Source organism: Nocardia sp. NPDC003693 (assembly GCF_053981095.1).
Window position 1 is genome coordinate 58,017 of record NZ_JBSFNO010000028.1, and the last position, 19,269, is coordinate 77,285.

The window sequence follows — 19,269 nt, forward strand, 5'->3', positions numbered from 1 at the left end:
CCTCATTGTTTCGCTGCGATTTTGCTGCCGAATCGGCATCGCACCTTGTCGGTGCCGGCGTTTAGCCTGCCAGGTATGTCGGTACCCGCTATCACTACCCCGGACTCGGCGGGCGAGACGCCACGCAGGCCCGCGCTGTCGCCTTCGCGCGCAATAGATTTCAAACAGTGCCCGCTGAAGTATCGACTACGCGCCATCGATCGGATCCCCGAGCCCCCCTCGCGCGCGGCGGTACGCGGCACGCTCGTGCACTCGGTCCTGGAGGACCTGTTCGGACTGCCCGCGCCCGAGCGCGATCGGGCGCACGCGGACGCGCTGATCGCCCCGGCCTGGGAACGCCTGACCGCGTCGCGCACCGACACCGCCGACCTGGTTGCCGATGATGAGCTGGAGGGCTTCTTCGCGGAGGTGCGCGCCCTGGTCGAGGTGTATTTCCGCCTGGAGGACCCCACCGCGTTCACCCCGCAGTCGCTCGAGGCGTTCGTCGAGGCCGATCTGCCCGACGGCACCCCGCTGCGCGGCTACGTGGATCGCATCGACCGCGCGGATGACGGCGGCCTGCACGTCATCGACTACAAGACCGGGAAATCACCCGCGCCCGATCACGAGATGCGCGCGCTGTTCCAGCTCAAGTTCTACGCGCTGGTGCTGCTGCGCACCTTCGGCGCCGCCCCGACGGCGCTGCGCCTGATGTACCTGGCCGACGAGCAGACCCTGACCTACGAGCCCGAAGCCGAAGAGTTGCTGCGCTTCGAGCGCATCGTGTCCGCGCTGTGGCTGGCGATCCAGTCCGCGACCGCCTCGGGCGACTTCCCACCCAGCCGATCGTGGCTGTGCAAGTACTGCGATTTCAAACCGCTGTGCCCCGAATTCGGCGGCACCCCACCGCCTTACCCGGCCGACCCGCAACCGCTCTCGGGCGGGCGGCAGGATCTGCCGACGCCGGTCGTCGTCGCGGCGGCCTCCGAGATCGAATCCGCGGACCTGCCCGCCGATTAGCCCGCTAACGACGTGCGCCCGCCGCGAAAACGCAGCGGGCGCACGATCTTCGAGGAATCAGAAGGCGCGGCAGGACCGGATGTCGGTGGCCAGGATGGCCTTCGCGCCGAGATCGGCGAGCTGATCCATGAGCTCGTTGCCGTTCTTGCGCGGCACCAGGGCGCGCACGGCGACCCAGTCCGGATCGGTCAGCGGGGACACCGTCGGCGACTCCAGGCCCGGGGTGATCCGGACCGCGGCGTCCAGCAGCTCCTTCGGGCAGTCGTAGTCCAGCATCAGGTACTGCTGAGCGAAGACCACGCCCTGGATGCGCGCGACCAGCTGGTTGCGCGCCTTGTTCTGCTGATCGGCGCCCTTGGCCTCGATGAGCACGCCCTCCGAGTCGCACAGCGAGTCACCGAAGGCGACGAGGTTGTGCTGGCGCAGGGTCCGGCCGGAGCCGACCACGTCGGCGATGGCGTCGGCCACACCGAGCTGGATGGAGATCTCCACCGCGCCGTCGAGGCGGATGACCTCGGCCTCGATGCCGCGGGCCTGCAGGTCCGCGAGCACCAGGTTGGGGTACGAGGTGGCGATGCGCTTGTCGTAGAGGTCCTCGACCTTCCATTCGCGGCCCGCGGGGGCGGCGTAGCGGAAGGTGGAGCGGCCGAAGCCCAGGGCCAGGCGCTCCTGCACGGGAGCGCCGGAGTCGAGCGCGAGGTCGCGCCCGGTGATGCCGAGGTCGAGCTCACCGGAGCCGACGTAGATGGCGATGTCCTTGGGGCGCAAGAAGAAGAACTCGACCTGGTTGCCCGGATCGAGCACGCTCAGATCGCGGGCGTCCTTGCGGCCGCGGTAGCCGGCCTCGGCGAGGATGGCCACGGCCATCTCACTGAGCGATCCCTTATTGGGGACGGCGACGCGAAGCATAGATATTCCTTTCGGGGCGGGTGGGTGGACGCGAAGACAGTGGTCGCGGGGTCGTCGGCCGCACTGGCTGTGCGGTGAATCGGCGCATCACAGATGTCGGTAGACGTCCTCGAGCCGCAAGCCGCGGCCCACCATCAGCACCTGCACCCAATAGAGGAGTTGGGATATCTCCTCCGAAAGGGATTCGTCGCTCTCATGCTCGGCGGCGAGCCAGACTTCGCCGGCCTCCTCCAGTACCTTCTTGCCCTGCGCATGCACTCCGGCGTCCAAGGCGGCGACGGTTCCGGACCCCTCGGGTCGGTTGACAGCACGATCCTGCAGCTCGGCGAACAGGGCTTCGAAAGTTTTCACGGTGAGTCATTCTCGCAGACGGCCGCATCCGGCCCGCAATTCACCCGGTCCGTTCGGTGCGGTCAGGGGCGCGGGCCGGTTGCGGACGGACGCCGAGACCCCCGGTGCACCCGCGTCGGCGGGCCGGGGGTCTCGGGGGTCGGGCGTGTGAGCGCGGGGTCGCGCGCCCGGTCAGGCCAGGCCGAAGCGCAGCAGGGCCTGCATGTCACCCTGCTTGATCTTGCCCTTGCGGTCGAGCACCTCGAGCTGCCAGTCGGGGCCATTGCGGAAGGCCCGGGCGATGGCGTTGGCGTTGTCGGTGCCCAACAGCGAGGGCCAGATGTCGGCGACCTGCTGGGTGCTGCCGCCGGTCGCGTCGTAGATCTTGAAGGAGATGTTGTTGGCCTTCTCGAAACTCGAGCCCTTCTTGAACGCGGCAGCGACGAAGATGATCGAGTCGATGGCGGTCGGAACATTGCCGAACGTCACGTGCACGGTCTCGTCGTCGCCGCTGGCCGCACCGGTCTGCTCGTCACCGGTGTGCAGGACCGCGCCGTTGCCGAGCGGATCGAGCGAATCCAGGCCCGCGAAGCGCACCGGCTCCGCGCCCTGCATGAGAATCGCGATCAGATCCAGATCCACCCCGCGCTTGCGCCGTGCGATGCCGAGCACACCGCCGCTGCTGCCCGCCGAGGGATCCCAGCTAACACCCACACTCAGTTTGGTGATCCCGCCGAGATCAGCCGCACCGTCTTCTTTTCGAAGCGTAATCACGCACTCAGCGTACCGGCGATCGCCGATTTCGTTGGGGGGCAGAGAAATAGCAGGTGACGGGGCATGAACGAAGGTTTGCGAGGCGTCAGCTGGGTCTGATCCAGATGTTCCAGGCGCCCGCACGCCGCTCGATCTGCGGCACCAGCCGGGTGTAGTAGCGCTTGGCGTCACAGTCGTCGCCGCAGTCCCGGTGCTTGTCCCGTTCGCGTTTGGCGATCTCCAGATCGAGCACGGGACGCTCGGGGTAGTTGTGGCTCATGTAGGTCTTCGTGCCGGTGGGGGGAAGGTCGTCGAACATCTCGGTCACCTCCTTGGGATTCGATGATGGGGTGGGCTGCGCCCCGAGCCGCTGGGAGAGCCTTCGGAACGGCGGTTCGTGAATCCGGTACGGACACTGACGACTACCGAACCGAAGTGCTCAATTCCCTAGCGGCCGGGGCGATCCCCAGTAGACACGTCGCTCGCCTGCGAAAACAGCACATCGGATCACCCAAAGCAGATCCGCCCATTTTCCCTGCACGGCACCCGAAGTCGACGGACAATACAGCTGGGAACCTTTCACGCTCCGCCCCGGAATTAGATATCTGCCACCCACGTACGGCGCACGCGCCACCCAAAAAATGGGGAGCCAGGCTAATGAGCGGTAAGAATCGAACCACCATCCCCGGTCGCAGACTCGGCAGACAGCTGCGGGAACTCCGCCAAGCCGCCGGGCTATCGATCGCCGATGCGGCACGACTGATCGAACGGGGCGCAGGCACACTGCAACGCCTCGAATCCGGCGAGTCACCCCGAATCCGCCTGCTGGACATCGAAGCACTGTGCAAGGTCTACGGCTGCGAACCGAAAACCGATGCGCTGAAAGCGCTGGCAACCGAGGCCGACCATCGCACCCGGCCGGTGGACGAGCGGGTGTGGTGGCATCGCTACGAGGACCTCATCCCCGACGACTTCGAGACCTATGTGAGCCTGGAAGCCGCTGCAGCACAGGTGATCATGTATCAGGCAGACATCGTGCCCGGCGTCGTGCAGACGGCCGACTACGCGCGCGAACTCGACCGCGTGTTCTTCTCGTCCGATACGCCGATGGAGCTCGAGCAGCGCATCCAGGTGCGGATGCAGCGGCAGACGGCGCTCAACCGCAGGCTGTCTCCGGTCGAAGTGGATCTACTGCTCGACGAGGCGGTGCTGCACCGCTGGTCGGGCAGCAAGCGAATCATGGCAGCCCAGCTGCGAAAACTGGCGGACACGCCCCCGAACGTCCGCGTCCGCGTTATCCCGTTCAAAGCTGGCTTTCCCCTGGGGATCCCGTCCGGGCCCTTCGTGATCCTGCATTTCCCCAATGATCCGGCCACCAAGCGACCGGTGGAACCCACGACGGTCTACATCGAGGGCTACGGCTCCCGGCTTTACTACGACCGTGCCAGCGATGTCGACAGATACCTGAACGCGCATTCGGCGCTGGGACGGGTAGCGTTGAATCCTGCTGATAGCAAACACCTTCTGAGGTGGGTAGCGAAGGAGTACGAAGCGTGAACGAACTAGACGGAGCGCGCTGGTTCAAGAGCAGTCGCAGCGGTGGCGGTGAGCATTGCGTCGAAGCGGCCCACTTGCGCGGAGGCAAGGTGGGCGTCCGCGACTCGAAGCTCGGTGCCACGAGCCCGGTCCTCGTCTTCGAGCCCGCCGCCTGGGACCGGTTCGTATCCTCGGTGGGTACGGGCGCATTCGACCTGTAGCCGAGAACGCTGACCCGGGCCCGCTTCGGGGAGTCGCCCCGGGTCAGCCGCGAAACGCCGGGTCCACCACCGACCGCAGGCCCAGGAACAACCCGTCGTCCGCGTCGGGATCGTCGGCGAGATCCTCGTCGAGATAGTCCTCGAACGGCGTTCCGCACCAGCGCATGCCATCCCACCAGCGGGCGAACGACACGATGTCGGACTCCGGATGCAGCCTCGGATGCGCGGTATGCCGGTCGATGGAAGTGGCCCACTCGGGCGCGCTGCCCCACGGATCGAAATCGGAGTTGAACAGATCGCTCGATTCATCGGCTCCGAACAACAACGCTCGGTCATCTGCCATCCACACCAGCACGAACCAGTTCCCCGCGCCGTCCTCGGAAGCGAGCCGGTCGCCGGGCCGCCGGGCCGGTGCGTCCGTCGCGGCGAGTTTCCGCGCCTCGGTCGGTTCCTCGGCCCGATTCAGGTACGCGTACCCCTCGGAAACGATGAGGGACCACAAATCCTCGGGCCGGGGCAACGCGAAATCCATGGGGCGCAACATACTCCGCGCGACCGACACTGCGCTTACGGCATCGAGGACTCGGCTCTCGCCACCACCGCGCTCGGCTCGCCGCGCGCAGGACTCTCGGCGGCCCTCCGCAACAGTCGCAGTGCCAGCAGTGCGATCCAGCTACCGCACGCGACGAGGCCGATCCGCTCGACAAGCCCGGCCGGACCGCCGTCCACCAGCTTCGCGGTCAGCGCGAACGCGATGTAGGAGACGGCGACCAGCACGCCGTTGGTCATCGAATACCGGTACCAGCCGCGGCTGTCGCGCGGTCCGGCGCCGCGCGACAGGACGAAACACGCCGCGCTCAGCGACGTGAACTGGACCAGTCCGAGGACGCTGTGGATCGCGCCGTGCAGCGTCAGGTCGGTCGGCTCGCCCGGCGGGTAGCCCAGGGACGGGTCGGGCAGGATCGGGCCGATGGCCACGAAGGTGAGGGCGTAGACGGCGAGCAGCAGCGGGCTCCGGGTGGCGGTGCGGCCGGCCGGTAGCGACCGTCTCGCACCGTAGGCGAAGGCCAGCAGCAATATTCCGGTGATGATGTAGTTGGTGATCTGCATCCATCCGCCGGGCCCCAGTTCGAGGTTGCTGTCTGGGACCCGCCAGGCGTCGTACTCGGGGCGGACAGCCCCGAGGATCAGCAGCACGGTGATATTGAGCAGTGGGGCGACGATGCCGCAGGCCAGCAGCAGTCTCGTCACCGAGGATGTCCGCACCACAGGTGTCCTCTCATCGGCCGGGTGCGGTGTGCCGAATCATGGTGAGTCGCTCCGCATCCGGGGGACCCCACTATCGACCGGCGCCCCGGCTCGAGGATTGGAAAAATGTTCCCCAGGCCAGGTCGCGGTCCCTGGCGATGGCAGGCAGCACGTCCGACCGCAACGACCCGGGCGTGCGTTCGGCAAAGATCGCCACGTCCCGGCACAGGTGCGCCTGATCGGTGTACCCGCAGGCCGCGGCCACCTCGGCGGCGGGCCGGCCCGCAAGCAGTCCCGCTGCCGCGCAACGGAATCGGGCCAGCATCGCCGCGCGCTTGGGCGTGAGACCGATCTGGTCCTCGAATCTGGACCACAACCTCTTGCGGCTCCAGCCCAGCGATCGCGCGAGCTCGGCGACCCGCACCTGCCCACCCGAGGCCACGACGCGTTGCCAGGCGGCGAGAACCTCGGGCTCCGGCACCCTGTCCGGCCGATCACGCTGTGCCAGAGAAGCGTTCGTCACCGCGAACCGCTGCTCCCAGTTCCCGGCCGCGGCGAGGCGCTCGCGCAGCCGGCGCGCGTCCGGTCCCCACAGCTCGTCGAGGGATACGACGCCGGGCCCCAGCACGTTCGCGGCGACCCCGAGCACCGAGTAGGCCCGGGCCGGTGATAACCGGACCTCGACGCATTCGGCGTACCGACTACGAATCCGCGTGGCTCCCATGGGAAGTCCCACGACGAACCCGCCCAGCTCCCGCCGCTCCCCCGCCCCGTCGACGATCAGATCCCGCCCCGCGAACTCGATCACCACCCCGACCGCCGTGGTGGCCGCGGCCCGGTAGTCCCATCCCGCTCCGCCGAGGTCGCGGTACCCGATCAGCGCCGCCCCCGGCAGTTCGCCCGCCACCGGCCCCGCGAAGTCCCACCCCGCCCCGCAGGCGTCCTCGGAAGCTCCCACGCGCTCCAGACTACGGATGCGACGTGACCGCCCCGCGGATCCCGCGCCGATCACGCTTAGCATCGGACCATGCGACCGCAGTGGATCCTCGACCTCCATGACGAGTTCCCGGGCTCGGCAGTTGTCGCGGCCGCACTCGACGACCCGCTGATCGTCGGCGACCACGATGCGCTGATGGGCCGCTGGCCCGAGGTCGAGCCGGGTCGCGCGGTCGTCGGCTACGGGACGATGCCCACGATGACCCGCCTGCGTCGCGACCCGAGAGTGGGCGAGGCGGTGTTCGATGACTATGCGGCACTGCGCTGTTCGTCCTACTACCGCCATGTCTACGACCTGCTGGCCCGCACCGCCGTGCTGGTCCCGTTCGCGGCGGTCCCCACCCTCCCGCTCGAGCGGATGTTCGACGCCGACCGAGTCTTCCTCCGCAGCGACACGAACTTCAAACTCTTCCCCGCGGGTGTGCACGCGGTGGACGACCTGGAGAACTGGCTCCGCCTGCACGACCGCCACGGCGACGAACTGGTGGTCCTCTCCGAGGTCGTGACCTTCGCCCACGAGTACCGCTGCTTCGTCCGCAACGCTCACTTCGTTTGCGGCAGCTCCTATCCCGACGAGCCCTACCTCCCCGTCCCGGCCACCGTCCGCGCCTTCGCCGAGTCCGCCGCGTCCCGCCTTCTCCCCCACGGCCACACCATGCTCACCGTCGACGTCGGCGTCTCCCCCGACGGGACCCTGCGCCTGGTTGAACTGGGCGGTGTGAACAGCTGGGGCATCTACGGTTCCGACGTCACCGACTTCATCACGGCGATGGAATCCGAGGCGGTCACCCGTACCGAGGGATGAAGCCGGCCGCCGGTTCGTTCACCTCGCGTCGCAATAAACGTGCACAATCGGTCGTCCCGTGGCGGTTTCCGCCATTTCTACCGCGATAGTGCACGATTATTCGGCTCTCAACCGCGCCGCCAAGTAGGGCGCCGTCCGACTGCCGCGCGCCGCGGCCACCTGCGCGGGCGTCCCGGCGGCGACCACCCGCCCACCGCCATCGCCCGCACCGGGCCCCAGATCGATCACCCAGTCGACCCCGGCCACCACTGTCATATCGTGTTCGGCCACCACGACGGTGTTGCCGGCGTCGACGAGGTGGTGCAGCTGACGTTCGAGCAGTTCGACGTCGGCGGGATGCAGCCCGGTGGTCGGCTCGTCGAGCACATAGAGGGTGTGACCGCGGCGGGCGCGCTGCAACTCGGTCGCGAGTTTGATGCGCTGCGCCTCACCGCCGGAGAGTTCGGTGGCGGGCTGGCCCAGGCGCAGATATCCGAGTCCGACCTCACGCAGAGTGCGCAGACTCCGTGCCGCACCGGGCAGATCGGCGAGGAATTCCGATGCCTCGTCGACGGTCATCGCCAGCACATCGGCGATGGTGCGGTCGCGGTAGCGCACTTCCAGCGTCTCCTCGGAGTAGCGCGCTCCGTGACAGGTCGGGCAGGTGGCGTAGGTGCCGGGCAGGAACAGGAGTTCCACGGCGACGAACCCTTCGCCCTGACAGGTCGGGCAGCGCCCCTCGGCGACGTTGAACGAGAACCTCCCCGCGGTCCATTTGCGTTGGCGCGCTTCGTCGGTCGCTGCGAACACCCGCCGCACGGCGTCGAACATGCCGGTGTAGGTGGCGAGGTTCGAGCGCGGCGTGCGCCCGATCGGGCGCTGATCCACGGTGACCAGGCGATCGATCCCCGCGAGTCCGTCGGCGCTGACCCCGATGCTCGCGTCCTGATCGAGATCGATGAGTGCGGAATCCGGATCGCCACCGTCGGATTCCTCGATATCCGGCGGCGCCCCGCCCGGGGACAAATGCCGGGTGACGACATCGCCGAGCACCTTGCAGACGAGCGTCGATTTCCCCGATCCGGAAACACCGGTGACCGCCGTGAACACCCCGAGCGGCACCTCCACCGTCAGATCCCGCAGATTGTGAAATCGTATGCCGCGCAACCGCAATACGCCGACCGACGTGCGCGGCCGCCGGGGCGCACGCGGGCGATCGTCGAAAAGATAGGGGCGGGTCACCGACGCGGTCGCCGTGGCAAGGCCCGCGACCGGCCCGCTGTAGACCACTTCCCCGCCGAGCTCCCCCGCACCCGGCCCCACGTCGACGATCCAGTCCGCGCGACGCACCACGTCCATGTCGTGTTCGACCACGAACAGCGAATTGCCCGCGCGCCGTAGCCGATCCAGCACGTCCAGCAGCGGCTCGGCATCGGCCGGGTGCAAACCCGCGGAGGGCTCGTCGAGCACATACAGCACCCCGAACAGTCCCGCGCGCAACTGGGTCGCCAGGCGCAGCCGCTGTAATTCGCCCGGGGACACCGTCGGCGTGCGGCGATTCAAACTCAGGTAGCCCAGGCCGAGATCGATGAGAACCTGCGTGCGTGCGACCAGATCCGCCGCGATCAGGGTGGCGACCTCGGTGAGTTCACCGGATTCGGTGGATTCCCAGGCAGCACCGGCCTCGGCGCGGTCTGCGGCCGGCCGCAGCGCGTCGACGAGATCGGTGAGCGACAGCGCGATGTACTGCGCGATCGTCCGCCCCGCGAAAGTGACGGCCAGCGCCTCGGGCCGCAGCCCGGAACCCCCGCAGACCGGGCAGTCGATGCTGTCGACGAACTGCAGCACGCGACGGCGCATGGTGGCGCTCTGCGAGTTGGCCAGGGTGTGGCGAACATGGCGTTCGGCGCTCGAGAAGGTGCCGTTGTAGTAGTAGTCGGCTTGCACGGGATGCGACTGCGGATCGATGGTGACGGTCGGCTGCTCATCGGTGAACAGGATCCAATCCCGTTTGGACTTGGCGATTTTGCGCCAGGGCTTGTCGATGTCGTAGCCCAGTGTCACCAGGATGTCGCGCAGGTTCTGGCCCTGCCAGGCGCCGGGCCACGCGGCGACCGCGCCCTCCCGGATCGTCAGCGACGGGTCGGGCACCAGCGTTTCCTCGGTCATCCGGTGGATGCGCCCCAGCCCGTGGCACTCCGGGCAGGCGCCGACCGCGGTGTTGGGCGAGAACGCGTCGGAATCCAGCCGTTCGCTCACGCCCGCCGGGTAGGTGCCGGCCCGGGAGAACAGCATCCGCAGCAGATTCGACAGCGTCGTCACCGTGCCGACGGTTGAGCGCGAGGTCCCTGCTCCGCGCCGCTGCTGGAGCGCGACCGCGGGCGGCAGTCCGGTGATGTCGTCGACCTTCGGCGCTCCGGTTGGCAACAGCAATCTACGGGCATACGGCGCGACGGACTCGAAGTAGCGGCGCTGCGCCTCGGCGTAGATGGTCCCGAACGCCAGCGACGACTTCCCCGACCCGGAGACACCGGTGAAGGCAACGAGCGCGTCACGCGGCGCTTCGACATCGACGGACCGTAGGTTGTGCACCTGGGAACCGCGCACGCGGACGAAGTGGTCGAGCTCCTGCTCGGGTGCCATCCAGCCATTCTGCTCGAACTTTCGGACGCGGCCAGCATCAGTTTGGCTACCATTCTCGGCACGCGCCGCGGGCCGGGGTGACCGCGACCACCGGAGGGCGGGTCCCCGGGTACCCGGGGACCCGCCCTCCGAATCGGTGAGTGTCAGTGGCCCTGCAGCTTCTCCTTGACCGACTCGGCGGCGTCCTTGACCTTCTCGGCCGCCTCGTCGACGTGCTGCTTCACCTTCGATGAACCCTGGTCGGCCTTGCCTTCGGCCTTCAGATCCTCGTCACCGGTCAAGCTGCCCGCTGCCTCCTTGGCCCGGCCCTTGAACTCCTCGGCCTTGTTCTCTGCTGCACTCATGGCGTTCCTTCCACTCTGCGGATGTGGCTTGCGAACGACGTCGGTGACGTTCCGATCACGCCATACCCGGGTCCGCCCGGTTCATGCCCCAGAGTTGATCTAGATTTCAGTAACGATGATCACCGTCGGCGTGGAGCCGGCCGGCGTACTGCGTCTCGCGGGGACTCGGCGGTGTGAGCAGGCGGGTCGGATAGCGTAGGGCTCCGGTGTGATCGGGAGGGGAATCATGACGGACTCGACAGCGGCGATGGAACGCGCCGAACACGCGGTGGCACGCCTGCGAGCGGCGGCAGCGGCGGCGACGGGCGCGGTCCGACTGGAGCCGGGCCTACCGGACGAGGTGATCGACGCCTGGCCGGTGCCCGTCCCCGCCGAGATTCGAGTGCTGGCGCGGGAGATCGGCGCGGTCTGGTTCGACGAGTACGACCCGATCACGTTCTCGCACAAGGAGAACAGCGAGCCGGCGTACTGCCGCGCGGGCGACCCGGGCACCTGGTGGGCGCTGCACGACAATTCCTCCGCGGACACGTACTACGTCGATATCGATCCCGAGACCGGCGCATGGGGCCGGGTGTTCTCCCATTGGGAGGACAACTCGAGCCTCCTGATCGCCCCGACCCTCACCGACTGGTTCCTGTCGCTGGCCGACGGAATAGAGTTGGCTACCCGCGTGTCCGGCGGCGAACGCGTCGAGCACCTCGCGTACGACCTCGACGATGACGACCTCGCCGACCTGGACTTCGAGACGGTGTTCCGCGATTGGTTCCAGCGCAACAGCGAGTACATCCTCGCTGAAGACGAGCCGTCGCTCCCGTCCCTTCTCGCGTCAGAGGCGCGCTACTACCCCGATCCCGATCTCGCCGCGGCCGCCGAGTTCCTCCCCGAGGGTGCGGTCCTATGCGACCTCCGCGACCCCGCCTATCCCACCCACATCTCGTTCTTCGAGATGCGCGGCGGCACAGCCACCTACCGCCGCCTGCGCGGCGGCACCTTCCTCGCCGCCATCCCGATCGAGGAGTAACTACGGTCCGCCGGACGAAAATTGGCTGTCCGCAGCGAGTCTCGCCACCGTAGGGTCCGACGAATGACCGAGCCGTTCCCCTGCCAAATGTGTGGATCACCCGACGTGCCACCCGACCCGCCCCATCGGTACCGAGGCACCTCCGAGACTCGGCTGTGCGTCCAATGCATCGAACGCGTTCTCGCGGGCGGCCCGTGGCGGACCCGGCGGCCACAGGCGGCAGCCGCACGCCGCGACGCGCTGATCACCAAGTTTCCCGAGCTGACCACGGTGAAGGACACGCCCGCGGTGCTGCAACTCCGCGGACACGTCGACGGCCTGCTGGTGGAGATCAGACTCCGGATCAAGGTGCGCGAATACACCAACGAGCGGTACATCTTCCATGTCGAGTACCCCGCGCCCGCACCCCTGCCGACCGCGGCCGAACTCGGTCTCCCGGCACATATCGCCGACCTCGTGCAGTGGGATTCACCAAAGATCACACAGTCCGAGGTGCGCTGGCTTCGGGTCGCGTTCCGCCACCTCGGCAAATGGGATACCGTGACCGCCCTCGAATGTCTGCTGCAGGTCGTGCGGCGGCAGAACGAGAGTCCTCGAGCGACATCGTGATGACAGCACAGCCGACGTTGCGGTGCAGCGACCACGACCCGAGCCACGTGCAGTACGCGACTGTGCCGTACCGGCTGGGCGTCCGTATGTCGTGGTCACGCTGTTCCTCCCGGCCTACTCGGAGGCGGGGAAAGTCGGCCGCCGGGTAGACGCCGGGCGCGGCGGCGCTGCCTAGCGTCGATTCCGTGAGCGAGAACAGAATTCAGCGGAGCGTCGCGGCGCTGGTGGCGGCCGGAATTGTCGTGGCGGGAGGAGCCGGGTGCGAACCGGCCGGGGACGAGCGGCAGGTCATCGCGTGGCACGACTGCCACACCGGGGCGGAGGACGGCATCGGGGCGAGGTTGGCGGCGGTCGGGGCACAATGCGGGGAGTTCGTGGCGCCGTTGGACTACGACGACCCCGGCGGCAGGACCATCACCATCGCGGTGGCCCGGCGTGCCGCGACCGACCAGGCTCGGCGACTCGGGACGCTCGTCGTGCAGACCGGGGGTCCGGGGCCGTCGCGGGACGGGGTGTCGATGCTGATCGAGGGGCCCGAGGGCGGGCATCCCGGAAGCGCCGAGCTCGCCGAGCGATACGACCTCGTCGGGATGGATCCGCGGTTCTTCGGCGCCAGCTCACCGCTCGAATGTGACTGGCCGACAAGCGATTACCTGAGGCTTGCGCAGACGGCGCCGGAGGATCGCGAGGGGTTCGATCGGACCGTCGCGATCGCCGAGGACCTGGCTCGGCGATGCGAGCCGTTCCGCGACCTACTCCCCCACGCCTCCACCCGGAACGTGGCGCGCGACCTCGATCTGCTGCGCGGGCTGCTGGACGAACCGGAGCTGTCGTTCCTGGGCTGGTCATGGGGTACCTATGTCGGGGCGGTGTACCTGCGGATGTTCGGCGAGCACGCGGGTCGATTCGTCCTGGACAGCGCGCTCGATCCGCACGCGCCCGGTCCGGACCTGACCCGCGCGACCGCTCCCGCCGCCGCTGCCGCGCTGGAGGATTGGACATGCTGGGCCGCCGAACGTCCCGAACTCGGTTGGGGCGCAACACCGGAGACCGTTCTATCGGGCATCAACGGCCTGCTCGAGCGGATAGCCGCCGAGCCGGTGACGCTCGCCGGTGTCACGGTGACCCGCGAGCTCGTACCCGGCCTGTTGCTGACCGTCGACGACTCCGACGCCACCTACACCGATTTCGCCGCCCAACTGCGGGCGCTGTCCGACGCCGCTCTCGGCCGGGCCGTCGAGCTACCCGACAGTCTGGCGGCCAAGCTGGCGTTGTACGCCGAGCCCACCGTGCTGCCCGAATTGGGTTTCAGCGCAACGGTTGCCAACCAGTGTGCGGACCGGCCGGCGCGCGATGCCGACGCCTACTTCACCGACATCGAGGCCCACCGCGATGCGGAACCGATCTACGGCGCTCTCGCCCGCCGCCTGACACCCTGCTCACGGTGGCCGGTGCGCCCGGTCGAGTCCGCGACCGAAGTCGGCAGCTCCGCGCCGGTTCTCGTTGTCGGGGCGGATGGCGACCCCGTCGCGCCCGAGGCCGGCCAGCGGGCCCTGCGCCGGGCGCTGACCGGGTCACGGGCAGTCAGCCTGAAAAGCGCTGTGCGCCATGGCGTATTCCTCTTCGAAACCAATACCTGTGTCGACGACGCGATCACCCGCTACCTCCTGGACGGCGCGCTGCCCGCCACTGATCTCGAGTGCCGGCGCGAACCCTGACCGCCCGACTGCCAGGGCCTCCCGCGGGACCGGGTCACGAACACCAACAGGTTGCCGGACCTATTCCCCGGGAGAGCCGCCGCAAGACCGCCGGTCACCGCCTGGATCGCGGACACGCAGTCGCGAACACCAAGCGGTGACCGGGACCCGTTCCCGGAGGGGTCGTCACGAAGACCCGGTCGCGCCGATACAGCGCGAGTCACCGGGTCCCGTCACACCTGTGTGCGACCCAGCCCTGCCTCGTGCGCGATGATCACCGCCTGTACTCGGTCCCGCACCTCGAGCTTCGCAAGAATATGCCGCACATGGGTTTTCACGGTGCCCGCCCCGACGTCGAGCGCCGCGGCGATCTCGGTGTTGGACAGCCCGCGCGCCATGACCCGCAATACGTCGGTCTCCCGCTGGGTGAGCGTCGCGACCAGACGCTGTGCGACGGGGTCGAGCGGCGGCGCGAGCCGATCGAGCAGCCGACGGGTGGTCGAGGGGGCCAGCACCGCCTCACCGGCGTAGACCGTGCGGACCGCGGCCAGAAACTCTTCCGGCGGAGCGTCTTTCAGCAGAAATCCACTGGCCCCGGCCCGCACGGCCGCGACCGCGTAGTCGTCGAGGTCGTAGGTGGTCAACACCAGTACCCGCGGCGGCCGTTCGGTGGCCAGCAGCCGCCGGGTGGTCTCGATGCCGTCGAGCCGGGGCATACGGATGTCCATGACGACCACGTCGGGCGCGGTGCGGGCCGCCACCTCCAGCGCGGCGACCCCGTCCCCGGCCTCGCCCACGACCCGTAGATCCGGTTGCGATTCCAGCACCATCGCGAATCCGGCCCGCACCAGCGCCTGGTCTTCGACCAGCAGCACGGTGATCACCTGTGACTCCGGATTCATATCCGCTCCACCGGTATCCGAGCCCGAAGCAGGTGCCCCGTTCCCCCATCCTGCCGTCCGAATTCCACGCTGCCGCCATACGCGCGGAGTCGCTCCCGCATCCCGATCAGGCCGAATCCGCGCTGGCTCGAAGGGCTTTCGACCTCCATCACGTCAGCGGCGTGTTCGAGTCCACCGTCATCGGCGACGGCGACCAGCAGTCCGTCGGGCTCGCGCCGCACCGAAACCTCGGCCCACGCACCGGCTCCGGCGTGCTTGACCACGTTCGTGAGCGCTTCCTGCACGATGCGATAGACCAGCAGCTCGATCCCGGAATCGAGTTCCGCACTGCCCAATTCGACGTCCAGCTCCACTGCGAACCCGGCCGCACGCAGATCATCGACCAGCGGATCGAGCTCCGCGATTCCCGGCGCGGGCGTGGGTTCTTCCCGTTCGTCGGGCCCCGCCCGCAGCACACCGAGCGCACGCCGCGTCTCCCCCAGCGCCGCCCGGCCCTGCTTTCCGATGGCCGCCAGCGCCTCGACCGCCCGCTCCGGGTGCGCGCGAGCCGCGTACCTGCCGCCGTCGGCCTGCGCGATGATGACCCCGAGCGCATGGGCGAGGATGTCGTGAATGTCGCGGGCGATCCGCGTCCGCTCGGACAGCACCGCCAGTCGAACCCGCTGGTCGTGTGTGGTCTCCAGCAAGGCCGCCCGGTCGGCGAGCGCGGCGAATTCGGCCCGGCGGGACCGTTGCCACGACCCGCCCAACCAGGCCGCCACCACCGTGCTGGCCAGGAACGCGCCGACGATCAGATGCGCCAGCGCCGGCATCGGCAACTGCGGCCAGCTCGACCCGCCGAGCACAGCGCCCCCGAGCCCGGCCAGCAGTCCGAGACGACTCGACCACCCGCGGCCGTGCGCGGCGAGGGTGTACACCGCGATCGGCACCGCGACATCAGCGAAGACAGCCCCGGTCGTGTCCCGCACGGTCAACCATTGCGCGCAGGCCGCCGCCCCGATGGCTACCGCAGACCACTCCGGCCAACGCCGCCGCACCGCCAAGGGAGCGATCAGCGCGACCGTGAACACGAAATAGTCCACCCCGGCCCGCACCAGCACCCCGATCAGCACGCACACCACACCGAGCGCACACGCGAGCACCGAGTCGACCAGCACCGGCCGCCCCCGCAACCAGCCCACCACCCGTTCGTCGACCACCGGCTCACCCTAATCCGGGCCGAATGATCGCCCCTCACCTCCGAGGATGAGATCCGGCGCTCCCGGCTGCCACCTTTGGGAGAGGCGGGCGAGCGGCTTCGAGCGTCCACTGTCCCGGAGTACATCTCCGTCGACGCTTCTCCGGGACAGTTCCCGAAAACCTCAGTCCTGCTCGGCGCGGGTCAGAACGACCAGAGGGAGCGGGCGGTCGACCTTGGACTGGAAATCCGCCAGCAGCGGGTTGTTGGCCAGGACCCAGGCGGCGAACTCGTCGTAGGCCGCGCCCTCGAGCACGGTGCCCACCGCCGCGTAGGTCTCGTCCCGCAGTTCGATGGTGACCCGCGGATTCGCCTTGATGTTGTACCACCAGGCCGGGTACTTGTCCTCGATGAACGAGCTGACGTACATGATCCCGTCGCGCTCGAGCGGGCCGAGCGGGGTCACGTGCGACTTGCCGCTCTTGGCCCCGGTGGTGGTGAGCAGGATCAGGTCCCCGCCCGCGTAAGCGCCCCCGACCTTGCCCGAGTTCTCCCGGAACTCCTTGATCACGTCGTTGTTCCAGTCGGCGATCCCGCCTTCGCCGTCCCACGCCTGGTTCCACGGCGCGTCCGGGTCGTTGTAGTCGGTGATGTCCGGCTGTCCCACGGTGGCTTCGTTTTCGCTCATGGGACAAGTATTTCCGGGAGTTAGGACAGTTCGAGTCCTAGTTTGGCGGGCAATCGCGACGAGTTTTCTTGGGCTGCACGGTTCGTGGCAGCGCCTGTGACCCAAGCCCGGGTCACGCCGAACGGATCGGTGCGCCGACCGCCTAGGCCGGCGCGCAACGCAGCACCTGTGTTGGCTGAACCGAACGGCTAGCTCCAGTTGCCGGCGAGAGTGAGGCAGAACGGGTGGCCGCTCGGATCCAGCAGCACCCGCCAGGTTTCGCCCGGTTGAAAATCCGGCACGGTGGCGCCCAACTCGACCAGTTGCTTACTCGCGACGTCGATGTCTTCGACCGCCAGATCCAGATGGAACTGCTTGGTTCCATTCTCGTTCGGCCAGGTGGGCGGCTCGTAGTCCGCGACCGTGCCGAAGCCCAGCGCGTGGTCCGGACCGGTGAGCATGGCGTACTCGTCCTGCACGTGGGCAATCTCCCAGCCGAGCGCGGCCGCCCAGAACTCCGCGTCCCGCCGTGCGTCGGCGCTGTCCAAGGTGACCATCTTCAGCGTGGCAATTGACATGTGACTTCCTTCCCGCAACAACCGTCGTGTCAGCCCAGTCTGCAACGCCGACGCCGCCGGCGATTGTAAGAACACGACACCGGTCGGCAACCCTCCAGCAGCTCGTGGATCCTGGCCCGCTCCGGGACCCGGGCATTACCCGCGAGGTAATTGGATGAACCGGCATCGCGTCCTACCGTCGAGGGGGCGCCCGATCCCGTCCGCGCGGTGCGTCGTCCTTGTGCCGAAGGAGTTTCCTTGTCCGCCTATGGTTTCGCGCATCTGCGCGCCCGCCGTCCGCATCCGCAGATCCTGGAGTACCTGGAACGGATCCAGGCCACCCTGGATCCGTTCCAGGGTCGCTTCGTCATTCACGGTCCGCCCACCGAAGTGGTGGAGGGCCACTGGCCGGGCAGCATGGTGCTGCTGGAGTTCCCTGATCTGGCCCACGCCCGGGCCTGGTATCACTCACACGCCTACCGCGAGATCGCCCACCTCCGCACCGACCATATCGACGGCGACCTGCTGCTGATCGAGGGCGTGGGGCCCGGCTACGACCCGAGCGAGCGAGCCGCCAAACTGCGCGCCGAAGCCTGAGGTTCTGCAGTGTCGGAGGGTCGGCTCCGTGGCGGTCGTCCACGCCGCACCACTCCCCCTCCGTCGAGCCGATCGGCTTCCGCCTCGAGCCCTACCTACGTCTCCCATCCCGTTGACCAACGAGTTTGCTTGCCAGCGTTGCTGATTGGTCGCCCAATCGTTCAGAAGCACACCGCTCTACCATGATTGGACTGGACAATCGGGAAGATCGTCGCAATGATGCCCGGGTATCGTTGCGGATTCTCGGGGGTTGAGTCATGTCATTGTTGAGCAGGTCCGGGCTGGCTGTCGTCCTCGCCTCCGGTGCGACGCTGCTGTGCGCCGAAGCAGGGACCGCACACGCGGCCGGAAATCAGTACGGCGCCATAGCCACTGATTACAGCCGGATCTTCCCCGCCGTCGACTATCCGACGCAGGCCGCCGCGAATCAGGCCGCGATGGACGCCTGCGGCAAGTACTGCATCATCAAAGTCGAGCTCAAGAACAGCTGCGCGGCGGCGGTCGAACTTCCCAACCGCGGCTGGTGGGGTCTGGTGCCGATGTCTTCCACCCTGTGGTGGGGCACCGGCGCGACGGCCGCCGAGGCGGAACAGATGGCGCTGGCACAAACGCCGTGGCCGATCCAACCGTGGGCCGTCGCGATGCAGGCTGCCTGGGGCAGCACGGTGACAACAGCTCCGTTCCTCAAGCAAACCGTCTGCACGTCGAACGCTCGGTGAGGCGAAACCCTATGTCATTGCTCAAAAAGACCGCACTGGCCACGGTCGCCGCAGCCGCCGGCCCGCTCCTCGGCGCCGCCCCCGCGCATGCCGCCGACGACCTCTATGGCGCGATCGCGACGGGAAGCTTCACGGTTGGCACGGCCTACGACTATCCGACCCAGCACGAGGCCGACCAAGCCGCCGTGGACGCGTGCGCTCGGACGAGCGCGGGCCGCTGCTTCGTACAGGTACGGGTCCACAACAATTGCGGTGTTGTGCTGGAACGCGATTCGTGGAGCCTCGTCGCGGTCCAGCCGTTCTATACCTCGGGAACCGGCGCGACCGTCGCCGAGGCCGAGGCGAACGCACGCAAGCTCGCCGGCCCGGATCTGAACCAGCCGCCGCTGTTCTACACGGTGAAGCCGCTGTTCGTCCTGGACGCCATCTGCACCTCGAACGCCAGGTAGGCGGCCTCCGGTTTCCACATCTGCTGCGCGACCGGTCAAGTCGGCCAGGCGGGGGAGGAAAGCTCCTGCGGCACAGTGTCTCTGGCCGCGCCCACCCCGCCATACTGACAC

Annotated in this window: 23 protein-coding genes; 10 read left to right on the forward strand and 13 right to left on the reverse strand. The window is 68.2% G+C overall.

What is annotated here, in order from left to right:
- The first annotated feature begins 75 nt into the window (after positions 1 to 75).
- A complete protein-coding gene (locus tag ACWDOP_RS26895; protein WP_456347256.1) occupies positions 76 to 999 on the forward strand; it encodes a RecB family exonuclease in 924 nt (307 codons plus the stop codon).
- 57 nt (positions 1,000 to 1,056) lie between these two features.
- On the opposite strand, the gene hisG is transcribed toward ACWDOP_RS26895, so the two are convergent.
- The 4 genes from hisG to ACWDOP_RS26915 all read right to left on the reverse strand — a co-directional run bounded on the left by hisG (position 1,057) and on the right by ACWDOP_RS26915 (position 3,310).
- Complete coding sequence (hisG, locus tag ACWDOP_RS26900) at positions 1,057 to 1,908, reverse strand: ATP phosphoribosyltransferase (protein WP_454206462.1); 852 nt, start codon at positions 1,906 to 1,908, stop codon at positions 1,057 to 1,059.
- 87 nt (positions 1,909 to 1,995) lie between these two features.
- Positions 1,996 to 2,259 (reverse strand): phosphoribosyl-ATP diphosphatase, encoded by a 264-nt coding sequence (locus ACWDOP_RS26905; protein WP_067710097.1) that lies wholly within the window; start codon positions 2,257 to 2,259, stop codon positions 1,996 to 1,998.
- A gap of 171 nt (positions 2,260 to 2,430) precedes the next feature.
- Positions 2,431 to 3,012 (reverse strand): TerD family protein, encoded by a 582-nt coding sequence (locus tag ACWDOP_RS26910; protein WP_456347257.1) that lies wholly within the window; start codon positions 3,010 to 3,012, stop codon positions 2,431 to 2,433.
- A gap of 85 nt (positions 3,013 to 3,097) precedes the next feature.
- On the reverse strand, positions 3,098 to 3,310 hold the full coding sequence (locus tag ACWDOP_RS26915; RefSeq protein ID WP_456347258.1) for a hypothetical protein: 213 nt from the start codon (positions 3,308 to 3,310) through the stop codon (positions 3,098 to 3,100).
- Positions 3,311 to 3,648: 338 nt separating this feature from the next.
- Here ACWDOP_RS26915 and ACWDOP_RS26920 point away from each other — a divergent pair, with 338 nt between their 5' ends.
- Positions 3,649 to 4,548 carry a helix-turn-helix domain-containing protein gene (locus ACWDOP_RS26920; RefSeq protein ID WP_454206468.1) on the forward strand — a complete coding sequence of 300 codons (900 nt, stop codon included), beginning with the start codon at positions 3,649 to 3,651 and terminating at the stop codon, positions 4,546 to 4,548.
- Complete coding sequence (locus ACWDOP_RS26925) at positions 4,545 to 4,748, forward strand: DUF397 domain-containing protein (RefSeq protein WP_456347259.1); 204 nt, start codon at positions 4,545 to 4,547, stop codon at positions 4,746 to 4,748. The genes ACWDOP_RS26920 and ACWDOP_RS26925 overlap by 4 nt, the downstream gene beginning before the upstream one ends.
- A gap of 43 nt (positions 4,749 to 4,791) precedes the next feature.
- Here ACWDOP_RS26925 and ACWDOP_RS26930 read toward each other — a convergent pair whose 3' ends face one another.
- The 3 genes from ACWDOP_RS26930 to ACWDOP_RS26940 form a co-directional block, all read right to left on the reverse strand.
- Positions 4,792 to 5,280 carry a hypothetical protein gene (locus ACWDOP_RS26930; protein WP_456347260.1) on the reverse strand — a complete coding sequence of 163 codons (489 nt, stop codon included), beginning with the start codon at positions 5,278 to 5,280 and terminating at the stop codon, positions 4,792 to 4,794.
- Between the two features lie 35 nt (positions 5,281 to 5,315).
- Positions 5,316 to 5,999 (reverse strand): DUF998 domain-containing protein, encoded by a 684-nt coding sequence (locus ACWDOP_RS26935; RefSeq protein WP_456347261.1) that lies wholly within the window; start codon positions 5,997 to 5,999, stop codon positions 5,316 to 5,318.
- An 88-nt stretch (positions 6,000 to 6,087) separates the two neighbouring features.
- Entirely contained in the window at positions 6,088 to 6,954 is an 867-nt protein-coding gene (locus ACWDOP_RS26940) for a helix-turn-helix domain-containing protein (RefSeq protein ID WP_456347262.1), read from the reverse strand.
- Positions 6,955 to 7,023: 69 nt separating this feature from the next.
- Between ACWDOP_RS26940 and ACWDOP_RS26945 the strand changes: the two genes are divergently transcribed.
- Positions 7,024 to 7,797, forward strand: a complete 774-nt coding sequence (locus tag ACWDOP_RS26945) for an ATP-grasp domain-containing protein (RefSeq protein WP_456347263.1) — start codon at positions 7,024 to 7,026, stop codon at positions 7,795 to 7,797.
- A gap of 96 nt (positions 7,798 to 7,893) precedes the next feature.
- On the opposite strand, the gene ACWDOP_RS26950 is transcribed toward ACWDOP_RS26945, so the two are convergent.
- Complete coding sequence (locus tag ACWDOP_RS26950; RefSeq protein ID WP_456347264.1) at positions 7,894 to 10,419, reverse strand: ABC transporter; 2,526 nt, start codon at positions 10,417 to 10,419, stop codon at positions 7,894 to 7,896.
- 143 nt (positions 10,420 to 10,562) lie between these two features.
- Positions 10,563 to 10,763 carry a CsbD family protein gene (locus ACWDOP_RS26955; protein ID WP_456347265.1) on the reverse strand — a complete coding sequence of 67 codons (201 nt, stop codon included), beginning with the start codon at positions 10,761 to 10,763 and terminating at the stop codon, positions 10,563 to 10,565.
- A 226-nt stretch (positions 10,764 to 10,989) separates the two neighbouring features.
- Here ACWDOP_RS26955 and ACWDOP_RS26960 point away from each other — a divergent pair, with 226 nt between their 5' ends.
- The 3 genes from ACWDOP_RS26960 (at position 10,990) to ACWDOP_RS26970 (ending at position 14,111) form a co-directional block, all read left to right on the forward strand.
- Positions 10,990 to 11,784 (forward strand): hypothetical protein, encoded by a 795-nt coding sequence (locus ACWDOP_RS26960; protein WP_456347266.1) that lies wholly within the window; start codon positions 10,990 to 10,992, stop codon positions 11,782 to 11,784.
- Between the two features lie 63 nt (positions 11,785 to 11,847).
- Complete coding sequence (locus tag ACWDOP_RS26965; RefSeq protein WP_456347267.1) at positions 11,848 to 12,393, forward strand: hypothetical protein; 546 nt, start codon at positions 11,848 to 11,850, stop codon at positions 12,391 to 12,393.
- A gap of 185 nt (positions 12,394 to 12,578) precedes the next feature.
- Positions 12,579 to 14,111, forward strand: coding sequence for an alpha/beta hydrolase (locus ACWDOP_RS26970; protein WP_456347268.1), 1,533 nt, complete (start codon positions 12,579 to 12,581; stop codon positions 14,109 to 14,111).
- Positions 14,112 to 14,323: 212 nt separating this feature from the next.
- Here the strand turns inward: ACWDOP_RS26970 and ACWDOP_RS26975 are convergent, their stop codons facing one another.
- From ACWDOP_RS26975 to ACWDOP_RS26990, 4 genes are all read right to left on the reverse strand, one after another.
- Complete coding sequence (locus tag ACWDOP_RS26975) at positions 14,324 to 14,992, reverse strand: response regulator (RefSeq protein ID WP_456347269.1); 669 nt, start codon at positions 14,990 to 14,992, stop codon at positions 14,324 to 14,326.
- Positions 14,989 to 16,191 carry a sensor histidine kinase gene (locus ACWDOP_RS26980; RefSeq protein WP_456347270.1) on the reverse strand — a complete coding sequence of 401 codons (1,203 nt, stop codon included), beginning with the start codon at positions 16,189 to 16,191 and terminating at the stop codon, positions 14,989 to 14,991. Before ACWDOP_RS26980 ends, ACWDOP_RS26975 begins: the two co-directional genes overlap by 4 nt.
- A 162-nt stretch (positions 16,192 to 16,353) precedes the next feature.
- Complete coding sequence (locus tag ACWDOP_RS26985; protein ID WP_454206484.1) at positions 16,354 to 16,857, reverse strand: nitroreductase/quinone reductase family protein; 504 nt, start codon at positions 16,855 to 16,857, stop codon at positions 16,354 to 16,356.
- A 188-nt stretch (positions 16,858 to 17,045) separates the two neighbouring features.
- Complete coding sequence (locus ACWDOP_RS26990) at positions 17,046 to 17,414, reverse strand: VOC family protein (protein WP_456347271.1); 369 nt, start codon at positions 17,412 to 17,414, stop codon at positions 17,046 to 17,048.
- A 237-nt stretch (positions 17,415 to 17,651) separates the two neighbouring features.
- On the opposite strand from ACWDOP_RS26990, the gene ACWDOP_RS26995 reads away from it, so the two are divergent.
- The 3 genes from ACWDOP_RS26995 to ACWDOP_RS27005 all read left to right on the forward strand — a co-directional run bounded on the left by ACWDOP_RS26995 (position 17,652) and on the right by ACWDOP_RS27005 (position 19,158).
- The gene (locus tag ACWDOP_RS26995) at positions 17,652 to 17,990 is read left to right on the forward strand and encodes a DUF1330 domain-containing protein (RefSeq protein ID WP_456347272.1); all 339 of its coding nucleotides are present in this window, start codon (positions 17,652 to 17,654) and stop codon (positions 17,988 to 17,990) included.
- Positions 17,991 to 18,247: 257 nt separating this feature from the next.
- Positions 18,248 to 18,709 (forward strand): DUF4189 domain-containing protein, encoded by a 462-nt coding sequence (locus tag ACWDOP_RS27000; protein ID WP_456347273.1) that lies wholly within the window; start codon positions 18,248 to 18,250, stop codon positions 18,707 to 18,709.
- A 17-nt stretch (positions 18,710 to 18,726) separates the two neighbouring features.
- Positions 18,727 to 19,158: a DUF4189 domain-containing protein gene (locus ACWDOP_RS27005; protein ID WP_456347274.1), complete on the forward strand. Its 432-nt coding sequence runs from the start codon at positions 18,727 to 18,729 to the stop codon at positions 19,156 to 19,158.
- The last annotated feature ends 111 nt before the right edge of the window (positions 19,159 to 19,269 follow it).

What these genes read in the sequence shown, in the direction of transcription:
- ACWDOP_RS26895 (WP_456347256.1), top strand. Translation starts at nt 76, where the DNA reads ATGTCGGTACCCGCTATCACTACCCCGGACTCGGCGGGCGAGACGCCA.
- hisG (WP_454206462.1), bottom strand. Translation starts at nt 1,908, where the DNA reads ATGCTTCGCGTCGCCGTCCCCAATAAGGGATCGCTCAGTGAGATGGCC.
- ACWDOP_RS26915 (WP_456347258.1), bottom strand. Translation starts at nt 3,310, where the DNA reads ATGTTCGACGACCTTCCCCCCACCGGCACGAAGACCTACATGAGCCAC.
- ACWDOP_RS26920 (WP_454206468.1), top strand. Translation starts at nt 3,649, where the DNA reads ATGAGCGGTAAGAATCGAACCACCATCCCCGGTCGCAGACTCGGCAGA.
- ACWDOP_RS26930 (WP_456347260.1), bottom strand. Translation starts at nt 5,280, where the DNA reads ATGGATTTCGCGTTGCCCCGGCCCGAGGATTTGTGGTCCCTCATCGTT.
- ACWDOP_RS26945 (WP_456347263.1), top strand. Translation starts at nt 7,024, where the DNA reads ATGCGACCGCAGTGGATCCTCGACCTCCATGACGAGTTCCCGGGCTCG.
- ACWDOP_RS26950 (WP_456347264.1), bottom strand. Translation starts at nt 10,419, where the DNA reads ATGGCACCCGAGCAGGAGCTCGACCACTTCGTCCGCGTGCGCGGTTCC.
- ACWDOP_RS26955 (WP_456347265.1), bottom strand. Translation starts at nt 10,763, where the DNA reads ATGAGTGCAGCAGAGAACAAGGCCGAGGAGTTCAAGGGCCGGGCCAAG.
- ACWDOP_RS26960 (WP_456347266.1), top strand. Translation starts at nt 10,990, where the DNA reads ATGACGGACTCGACAGCGGCGATGGAACGCGCCGAACACGCGGTGGCA.
- ACWDOP_RS26965 (WP_456347267.1), top strand. Translation starts at nt 11,848, where the DNA reads ATGACCGAGCCGTTCCCCTGCCAAATGTGTGGATCACCCGACGTGCCA.
- ACWDOP_RS26975 (WP_456347269.1), bottom strand. Translation starts at nt 14,992, where the DNA reads ATGAATCCGGAGTCACAGGTGATCACCGTGCTGCTGGTCGAAGACCAG.
- ACWDOP_RS26985 (WP_454206484.1), bottom strand. Translation starts at nt 16,857, where the DNA reads ATGAGCGAAAACGAAGCCACCGTGGGACAGCCGGACATCACCGACTAC.
- ACWDOP_RS26990 (WP_456347271.1), bottom strand. Translation starts at nt 17,414, where the DNA reads ATGTCAATTGCCACGCTGAAGATGGTCACCTTGGACAGCGCCGACGCA.
- ACWDOP_RS27000 (WP_456347273.1), top strand. Translation starts at nt 18,248, where the DNA reads ATGTCATTGTTGAGCAGGTCCGGGCTGGCTGTCGTCCTCGCCTCCGGT.